The sequence below is a fragment of the Rhodovarius sp. genome, from assembly GCF_040399605.1.
In the GTDB taxonomy this organism is placed as follows: Bacteria; Pseudomonadota; Alphaproteobacteria; order Acetobacterales; family Acetobacteraceae; genus Rhodovarius; species Rhodovarius crocodyli_A.
The window spans coordinates 1-8,397 of sequence record NZ_JBBARU010000109.1 but is presented as its reverse complement, the minus strand read 5'-3'; the positions used below and the strand labels follow the sequence as shown (position 1 = coordinate 8,397).

Below are 8,397 nucleotides of genomic sequence, written 5' to 3'. Positions count from 1 at the left end.
CGGTTTTCGCCGGAAGTTCGCGAGCGAGCGGTTCGCCTGGTGCAGCAGCACCAGGCTGGTCACCTGTCAGGATGGGCGGCGATTACCTCGATCGCGGCCAAGATTGGCTGCACCGCCGAGACGATGCTCGCTTGATCGCCAACCGCGCCGGCGGCACGGGACGGGGCAGGAAATAAACGCTGCTGCGGCTCAGCGGCAGCAGCGCAGCCTGCCGCGTTATGGGCAGGACATTGCCGCGGTCGATCGTCGCTTTGCGCTCAGCAGGCCGGCTTTGTTGAGCGCGCCGGACAAAAATCCTTCTCCAGCGTTTGCTCCCCAATCTTCGCATCCAGCCGCTTCAGATCGACCATAGGCGCGCTCTCAGTGGCTGCAGCGCCAGCGCCGAAAACCCCAGCAGCGCCTACCTGCAACTGCGCTTTCCAGGCGACAATCTGGGCAGGATGTACCTCAAACATTTAGGTCAGTTCGGCCGATGCCTTCTCGCCTTTGATGGCTGCCAAGCCCCCCTTTGCCTTGAAGCCGGGGCTGTGTGTCCGGCGTGTTCGCTTCGTCATGCTCGCTCCTGATATGCGGCAACATCGCCGCCGTCAGGCAGGAAAGCCAGTTATCGATCTGTCCGAATTTCCCGAGCCACTTCTTGGCGACATTGGTATAACGCAGAAAAACGGTCCTAAAATAGATCACAATCGGTTGCGGTTTGCGGCGCCCATGTCTAATTGAACCTGTGCTCAGTCAGAGGATTTCATGATATTGCCAAATATACTCACTCGCGGCATCTGCATCAGTCCACGCATTTTGCTTGTTTCAATTACCGCCTTGGCGCTTAATGCCTGCGCTAACGATCGCAGCGACATCGTCGTTGGTGATGCGATCTGCCTAAGCCAAGTCCCGCCGCGCCGCACGCCTCTGCCGGTGGCGACACCCGCACAGAGCGCCGGCCTTTTGGCAGCGGGTTTTTCGGCACAGGCGGTGCATATCGCGGATGTAATCGGCGCCGCAGCCCCGCTTATGGCCTCGGTCGACACCACAGGCCGCAACGGCACGTCCGCGTTCAATTCTCATGCCGGCATACATATGGCGATAAGCACTGAACGGGCTGCTCTGGAAATACAAGCCATGACGGCATCTCTGGAATGCCAACTTGCACGGATCATCAAATTGCAAGATGAATTAAATAATCGTAATACCATTACCAATAATCGTCTCACGGCGGCCGGTATCGCCATCGGTGCCGGCGCAGCGGTGGTGACTGGCGGCCTGAGTTTCTTCACAAATGCCACAATCCCCACCGTCGCCGGCATGGTGGCCGGTGGTGCCGGTGGGGCGCTGAGCGTGTCGCAGCTGGGTGTCGACGCCACCGGCGAGCTGCGGCTGCGGCAGAATATATTGGAAGAGCTCTGGCGCGCGCCCGAGCGCTCGACACATTTCGGCATGCGCGTCTGGCGCTACCTGAATGCGCGCATCAATCCTGGCGACCATACCCCGCGAGAGATGATCATCGCGTCTTGGCGCGCCGATGGGCTTATCCCCGATCACGACGCCACATCGGAACCGCCGGCGATCATTCTGGAACATGCCGCAATGAGCACCGACGACCTGGAGAAACTTCAACTTCTGATTGAGCCGCTTCAGGCCCGGATCGGGCTGATGTCACGCGACCTGGGCCAACTGCTCGAGGAATTTCTGGAGCGCTCGGAAGCGGCCGCGCCCAGCCGTCAGTCCGCGCCAACCCGCCGTAGACCTGCGGTATAAGGCCAATATCATCCTGCGTCAGCCCTTCCGGTTGGCGCAGGATGGCGACTTGGCCCACGAACCGCCTCTGGTTTGTCGGAGGCCTCAACCCCTGAGAGGCTCTACCGATGACAGACTCCACACAGCGGCGGTTTTCGCCGGAAGTTCGCGAGCGAGCGGTTCGCCTGGTGCAGCAGCACCAGGCTGGTCACCTGTCAGGATGGGCGGCGATTACCTCGATCGCGGCCAAGATTGGCTGCACCGCCGAGACGATGCTCGCTTGATCGCCAACCGCGCCGGCGGCACGGGACGGGGCAGGAAATAAACGCTGCTGCGGCTCAGCGGCAGCAGCGCAGCCTGCCGCGTTATGGGCAGGACATTGCCGCGGTCGATCGTCGCTTTGCGCTCAGCAGGCCGGCTTTGTTGAGCGCGCCGGACAAAAATCCTTCTCCAGCGTTTGCTCCCCAATCTTCGCATCCAGCCGCTTCAGATCGACCATAGGCGCGCTCTCAGTGGCTGCAGCGCCAGCGCCGAAAACCCCAGCAGCGCCTACCTGCAACTGCGCTTTCCAGGCGACAATCTGGGCAGGATGTACCTCAAACATTTAGGTCAGTTCGGCCGATGTCTTCTCGCCTTTGATGGCTGCCAAGCCACCCTTTGCCTTGAAGCCGGGGCTGTGTGTCCGGCGTGTTCGCTTCGTCACGCTCGCTCCTGATATGCGGCAACATCGCCGCCGTGAGGCAGGAAAGCCAGTTATCAATCTGTCCGAATTTCCCGAGCCACTTCTATACCTTTCGCGCTCGGCGGATTGACGCATTATTGCAGGCGCTGATTCAGCCGATCAATGGCCATCAGCACGCGCGAGGCCTCGGGGCCACGCGGCGCATCGGAGGGTGCGATAGTGAACTTCACATAAGGGAGGGGTAGCAGGGTCACCGTCAGTTTCTCGACGTTGAAGCCTTGGATTTCATTAGCCTCCAGAATACCCGAAATGATGATCCGCTGGAGGGCCGAGAGGGGGCCGGGCTGGCGCCTGGCATGACGTCGCAGCGCGCGGTCGAGATATTCCCTATCAGCTTCGGAGAGTTCGCGCGCTTGCCCGAACTCCAGCGTCAGGCCCGGCAAAAGCCCCAGCGTGCTCTCGATGTTCTTCATCCTGAAGCCGGCAATTCCCATCAGCCAGTTGAAATCATCAGTGCGCGCATTGTCGCCATGGCTGCGCGCAATGGAGAGTGCCCTGCGGCCCAGGCCCACCGAATCCTTCAGGTCTGAGAACCAGCGGAGCAACTGCTCGGTGCGAGACTCGATCACCGGTAGATCCTGCAATGGCACCTGCACCGAGGGTGCGGCATTCTGCGCCCGCGCGAGGCTGCCAAGAGGTGACATTAAGGCAAAGACGAGCAGGGCGGCGAGAATGAAACGGTGGGTCATTAGGGGGCTGCCTTCAACGGTTCAAAAGTGTCTGACGCGCGGCGATCTCGCGCTGCTGCGCGCGCGCGACGGGGGCAAGCGGCACTAACCCATGCTGGCTCAGCAGGCCTCCCGGCCCCCCTGCCGCTTCCGAGACCGCATCGGCGGTGAAGTCGCGGATGCCGCGCACCACGCCCACGCCTTGCGCGCTCCGCGAATGCTGGCGCTTGGCGTAGAGATAAATGGTCCGCACCACGTCATAATCGTCATTGGCGATTGAGGCGGCGGTGGGCAGCACGCCATTCAGCGCGACCGGAACGAGATTGCCGCCGCTTTCCAGCAATTGTGCGTAGGAAATAACGCCGATGGTGCCGGCGGGGCTCTCCATAAGGGCGCCGGGCACGGCCGCACTGGCCACTTGGCGAATTCGGCCATCGTCACGGAGCGTTATGCACTTTGGAACACGAGAGGCCGCACTGAAAATCATCCGCACCGCCTTCACGTAGCGGCAGCCACCCTCCAGGATTAAATCGTTTAACAAGGCGCGCGTGCCTGACCGCTGATCGGGGATCACCGCTCGGATCGGCAAGGCCGGCAGGTTCATCGACATTTGTGACCATGTGCTCAGGGTATTGGGGCGGAATCCATTCACGGCCGCGTATTCGGCGGCGAGCGCCGCGTAGATTTGCCAACTGGTCAGGTTTGGCATGCCCTCGCCAGAGCGCATGGCGATCACCAACGCACCCAGCCCGAGTTCCACCTCCACGATATCGGTCACCCCATTGGCAGCGCAGGTATCGGCCATGGTGCGGGTAATACGCCGGCTGGTGATGGCGAGGTCGGGGGTATCCACTCCCACCCCAGCACAGAACTGCTCAAGCGCCGCAGCGGAGCCAGTGATCTCCAGTCTGGGTGGCAGCACGTTGGAATAACGATGGGTGAAGGCTTCGACCAGCGCCTCGCTGACAGCACGGGAGGAACCGGAGGAGACGACATGCAGCCGGTCCCGAAGCGCCGAGCCCCCCTGCGCCTTGGCGACGAGAGGTGCCAACAGCAGCGCGGTGGCCAGCAAAGCTGGAAGAAATGCAATCATGCTAAGGCTCCGGGGCAGGGGGGGAAAGTGCTCATCTCAGGGGGGGGGCAGCGCGCGCGGCGAAGGCCGATAGGATGGTCTCCAACACCGCCTGTTCGGCTGCGACCCTGGCGCGTGCCTGGGCTAGCCAGCCGGTAATGACGGGTTGCAGGCGGTCATCGAGGGTTTCCAAATCGGCCAATGCCGCCGCGATCTGGCCGCGGGCCAGCAGGCGCGAGACATTGGCAATGGTAGCCTGAGCGGGGCTGGGAGGCGGCGCTTCCGCCAGACCGACAGCCGCTATGAGGTGTGTCAGCCATTCGCGGCCCCGATCCAACCAGCTCTGGTCAGCCCGGACCTGCGCCCCCAGGATGGGTGCGAGCACCAAGAAACTCTCGCGCAACTCTATAGCAGTGGCCAGGCCCCGCACTGCATGGCTGGCCAAAACCTCGGCAAAACGGGTGGGCAGCCCGCCCGGGGGAGCCGCGTCGCGCAGGGCTTGCCACTCGCGCGGGTAGGGACGGCTCGTTTGCAGGGTGGACTGCAGATTGAGTGCGGCCAGCAGAAAGTGCTCTGGCGGCTGGGTCTGCACCCTTTGCAGGGCTAAATTCAGCTGGGCTACATGCTCTTCGAGCGCATCAATCCGGGCCAAGCCCTGCTGTGTGGCATTGGGTTTGGCGGTGGATTGCGCCAGGCCAAGGGATGGCAAGAACGCAATCAGGACCCAAGAGACGGGTCTGAAAAACTGCCACACGACTTACCTCGCCGGCTCTTGATCCCTGGCGCAGCCCATCCACGGCCATACGGACCAATAATCGCTATCAGTGCGTTTTAACCCAAAACAAAACGTAACGCACGCGGCAGAAGGCGACGGTTTCATGACTGTTTTTCCAGGCATGCAATTGGCGGATGGCGGCCTCGGAGCGGCCCGGAGCAGGGCTTTTTAGGAGGCCGCCCGCAGCGCCCGAATTGGCCCCTCGAAGCCGCACAGGCAGAGCCCTACCGATACGCAGGCAGTTCCTTGGTGAGACCAGACCCATGACCTAGATCATGTAACTGGCTGTTTCGCCCGCGCAGCCCGCTCATGAACCGCAGTCTTCGCAAATTGATAGAGATCGTGCTGGCCTGGCCCATTGCCTCATCATCGCCCAAGGGTTTACGCGGCCCAGTAAACTTGGTCGGCAGCCCACCCCAGAACGGGCTTCGCGGCCAGCAGCAGACCTGCAACCGCCGCCACGCAAATTTTAGGACCGTGGATCATGCCGAAGCATCCCGGCTCTTCATTAAATTATCATTTGTTTTTGTTGACTAAACGTGGAAATTGTTTTTCAACTTTGATGGAGTTGGTATGTTAAAACGCCGTAACGCTGGGGCGGTGGCGATGCTTACCGCTGTTTCTTTATTTTTGCCGCGCTCTGCCGCCGCGCAAGAACTCATTGGGGCCGGATCTAGCTTTGCGCAGCCCATCATCATGCGCTGGGGTATGCTTTATACCAGCCTGCCTGGTGAGGGCGGGCAGGTAGGCTCAGTGGACGGGGGGCTCGATTATGAGCCGACGGGCTCGCTGGGCGGGCTGATGGCGGTCGCGCAGGGCACGGTGGATTTCGGCCTCTCGGACGTGGCTACTTCACCGGCCGACTTGGCCCGGCTCGGCTTGATCCAGTTTCCTTTGGTCAGCGGCGGTGTGGCGGTCGTCACCTCGCTGCGCGGGTTGGGCGCCAATCAGCGGCTGCGCATGGATGGCGCGACCCTGGCCCGGATCTACCTGGGAGAGATCCGAAACTGGTCCCACCCAGCGATCAGGAGCCTCAACCCCGAGCTGACCCTGCCTGACGCGCCGATTGCTGTCTTTCAGCGCGAGGACGCCTCAGGCACCACATTCAACTTCGCGCGCTACCTTGCCGCGTCCAGTCCGGACTGGCGCATGCAGGTCGGTGTCAACCAGTCGGTCATCTGGCCGGTGGGGTCCAGCGCGCGCGGCACGCGCCGGCTCGTCGATCGCGTTCTCGCCACACCCAACGCCATCGGCTTCGTAGAGGTCGGCTTGGCAAATCGCCAGGGCCTGCAGGTCGCTCTGCTGCAGAATGCCGCGGGCCGTTTCGTTGCGCCGACGCAGGAGAATATCTCCCAGGCTCTGGTGACACGCCAATGGGATGAGGCTTCGCACTTCTTCGAAGCGGGCGCAGAGCCGAGCGGTCCAGACGCCTACCCTATCGCGGTAACAGTCTACGCGTTGATGCGCCGCCGCCCGGCCGCCTCACGGCGTACGCGTCATGTCCTGCAGTTCTTCGACGTGGCACTGACCGAAATGGGCCCCGAGGCCCTGCCCCTCGGCTTCGTGCCTTTGCCGGAAGACATTGTGCGTAACGTTCAAAAATACTGGCGCACCAACGCGCGCTGACCTTGAGAGATTGGAGAGTTAAGACCTATGCAGATTGATATATTCACGCAAGTCCTAGTGCCGGTGATCGGCGGACTTGGTCTTTTTATGCTTGGCCTCGAGTTCATGGCGAATGGCATCCAGAACCTATCGGTTAACAAGATGCGTGACGCGCTCGGCCGCTTTGCCGGGACGCCAGTGAAGGGTGTGATCGCAGGCACGCTCATCACCGGTGTGCTGCAATCCTCCACGGCGATGACGGTGATGACCGTCGGCCTGGTGAATGCCGGGGTCATCGCGCTGAAACCGGCAATCAGCGTGATCATGGGTGCCAATATCGGCACAACGCTCGGCAATGGGTTGATCGCCCTGCCGCTCGGCCCGCTCGGCCTTTTCTTCGGGGGCGTTTTCGCGCTGGTCTATATATTCGCCAAGTCGGATAAATGGAAGAATATCGCGCTCTCGCTGATGGGCTTCGCGCTGATCTTCTATGGGCTCAACCTGATGACCGGTGGCCTTCGCCCGCTGCGCGCGATGCCCGAAGTCATGGACGCGATCCGCACGGTGAACGCCAACAGCTTCACGGGTCTGCTGGGCTGTGTTTTCACCGCCGCGGTGATCACCGCGCTGATCCACAGCTCCTCCGCCACCATCGGCATCGTGATGGGGCTTGGCTCGGCCGGCATTCTCGACTGGCAGACAGCGGTGGCCTTCTCGCTTGGCGCTGACCTTGGCACGACCATCACCTCCTGGATGGCGTCGTTGAACCTCTCGAAGAATGCCAAGCGCGCGGCCTATGCGCATATCGGCTTCAACGTGCTCGGCGTGTTGGTGACGATCCCACTCTTCTTCGTCGCCATGGATGCGTTGCGTTGGATCATGATGAACTTCATTGGCGACCCTTCCGCCCCGGTGATTCTGGACGGGCGGGAGACTTATCCGCTGGTGCCAGTCGCGGTTGGCATCTACTCGATCTTCTTCAACATCTTCAACACGGCTCTGCTATTCCCCTTCGTGGGAACTTTCGAGCGTGTGCTGAACCGAATCGGCGGCGTTGACGAGGGCGAGGACTACTCCATTCCGAAATATCTCAAGGCGGAACAGCTGGGCGATATGCAGCAGGCTGTGCCCGCCCTCGGCCAAGAGTTGCAGCGCTATCTTGAGGGGGCATCGCTGCATCTGGCCTCGGCACGCGGCGAGATGGGGACGCCATCTAAGCTGGAGGAACATCACGCGGCGCTGGACCAGTTGGGCCGCGATACGCGCAGCTATGCCTCGCGCCTCTTCCTTCCAGACGCACCTCCAGCCGAACAGGATCTAGTCGCGAGCCTGATCGAGGAAGTGGATTTTGCCGGTGCGGTTGAGGAGCAGCTTTGGCAGATCGGCCGCCGCATCAAGCGGGAGACCTTTTCGCCGGACTCTCGCGCGCTGGTGGATGAAATGCTCGACCATGTCACGCGGTCATTGGCACAACTACTGCCCAATGCGCCGGCTGGTGAGCCTCGCGATGCGCCGCGCGATGAGATGTTGCTGGACCTGCGCACCCGCTGTCTTCGCCTGAATGGCGGGTTGAAGCAGGCGGAGCGCGGTGCGGTTCTAGCACTTCTGGGCAGCGCCGAGCGCGTGCTCATGCTGATCGCACGTCTCGATGCGGAACGGCGTTCCGTGCCACGCGTGGCGCCCCAACGCATAAATGCCGAGGTCGCGCCGCGCACTGGGTTTGACGGGGCTACGCCCCAGCCCGCCGAGTAATACCCAATCCCTGAAGCCGTGACTCAGAAAGGGGATTCCCCGACGCGGGGCT

Annotated in this window: 6 protein-coding genes and 4 pseudogenes; 5 read left to right on the top strand and 5 right to left on the bottom strand. The window is 61.9% G+C overall.

Annotated elements, in window-relative coordinates:
* Window positions 1–126 (top strand): annotated as a pseudogene (locus tag ABWP84_RS17305) (IS3 family transposase); the annotation flags it as partial.
* 1 nt (window position 127) lies between these two features.
* Here ABWP84_RS17305 and ABWP84_RS17300 read toward each other — a convergent pair.
* A pseudogene (locus tag ABWP84_RS17300) lies at window positions 128–554 on the bottom strand (IS3 family transposase); the annotation flags it as partial.
* Window positions 555–744: 190 nt separating this feature from the next.
* Here ABWP84_RS17300 and ABWP84_RS17295 point away from each other — a divergent pair.
* Together ABWP84_RS17295 and ABWP84_RS17290 are read left to right on the top strand one after the other, a co-directional pair.
* Entirely contained in the window at window positions 745–1,752 is a 1,008-nt protein-coding gene (locus tag ABWP84_RS17295) for a hypothetical protein (RefSeq protein ID WP_353213273.1), read from the top strand.
* A gap of 107 nt (window positions 1,753–1,859) precedes the next feature.
* Window positions 1,860–2,006, top strand: a pseudogene (locus ABWP84_RS17290) (IS3 family transposase); the annotation flags it as partial.
* A 1-nt stretch (window position 2,007) separates the two neighbouring features.
* On the opposite strand, the pseudogene ABWP84_RS17285 reads toward ABWP84_RS17290, so the two are convergent.
* From ABWP84_RS17285 to ABWP84_RS17270, 4 genes and pseudogenes are all read right to left on the bottom strand, one after another.
* Window positions 2,008–2,434, bottom strand: a pseudogene (locus ABWP84_RS17285) (IS3 family transposase); the annotation flags it as partial.
* A gap of 113 nt (window positions 2,435–2,547) precedes the next feature.
* On the bottom strand, window positions 2,548–3,162 hold the full coding sequence (locus ABWP84_RS17280) for a hypothetical protein (protein ID WP_353213272.1): 615 nt from the start codon (window positions 3,160–3,162) through the stop codon (window positions 2,548–2,550).
* A 13-nt stretch (window positions 3,163–3,175) separates the two neighbouring features.
* The gene (locus ABWP84_RS17275) at window positions 3,176–4,234 is read right to left on the bottom strand and encodes a substrate-binding domain-containing protein (protein WP_353213271.1); all 1,059 of its coding nucleotides are present in this window, start codon (window positions 4,232–4,234) and stop codon (window positions 3,176–3,178) included.
* A 31-nt stretch (window positions 4,235–4,265) separates the two neighbouring features.
* On the bottom strand, window positions 4,266–4,922 hold the full coding sequence (locus tag ABWP84_RS17270) for a hypothetical protein (protein ID WP_353213270.1): 657 nt from the start codon (window positions 4,920–4,922) through the stop codon (window positions 4,266–4,268).
* Window positions 4,923–5,561: 639 nt separating this feature from the next.
* Between ABWP84_RS17270 and pstS the strand changes: the two genes are divergently transcribed.
* The gene (gene pstS / locus ABWP84_RS17265) at window positions 5,562–6,614 is read left to right on the top strand and encodes a phosphate ABC transporter substrate-binding protein PstS (protein WP_353213269.1); all 1,053 of its coding nucleotides are present in this window, start codon (window positions 5,562–5,564) and stop codon (window positions 6,612–6,614) included.
* Between the two features lie 87 nt (window positions 6,615–6,701).
* Complete coding sequence (locus ABWP84_RS17260; protein ID WP_353213268.1) at window positions 6,702–8,345, top strand: Na/Pi symporter; 1,644 nt, start codon at window positions 6,702–6,704, stop codon at window positions 8,343–8,345.
* The last annotated feature ends 52 nt before the right edge of the window (window positions 8,346–8,397 follow it).

What these genes read in the sequence shown, in the direction of transcription:
- ABWP84_RS17295 (WP_353213273.1), top strand. Translation starts at nt 745, where the DNA reads ATGATATTGCCAAATATACTCACTCGCGGCATCTGCATCAGTCCACGC.
- ABWP84_RS17280 (WP_353213272.1), bottom strand. Translation starts at nt 3,162, where the DNA reads ATGACCCACCGTTTCATTCTCGCCGCCCTGCTCGTCTTTGCCTTAATG.
- ABWP84_RS17275 (WP_353213271.1), bottom strand. Translation starts at nt 4,234, where the DNA reads ATGATTGCATTTCTTCCAGCTTTGCTGGCCACCGCGCTGCTGTTGGCA.
- pstS (WP_353213269.1), top strand. Translation starts at nt 5,562, where the DNA reads ATGTTAAAACGCCGTAACGCTGGGGCGGTGGCGATGCTTACCGCTGTT.
- ABWP84_RS17260 (WP_353213268.1), top strand. Translation starts at nt 6,702, where the DNA reads ATGCTTGGCCTCGAGTTCATGGCGAATGGCATCCAGAACCTATCGGTT.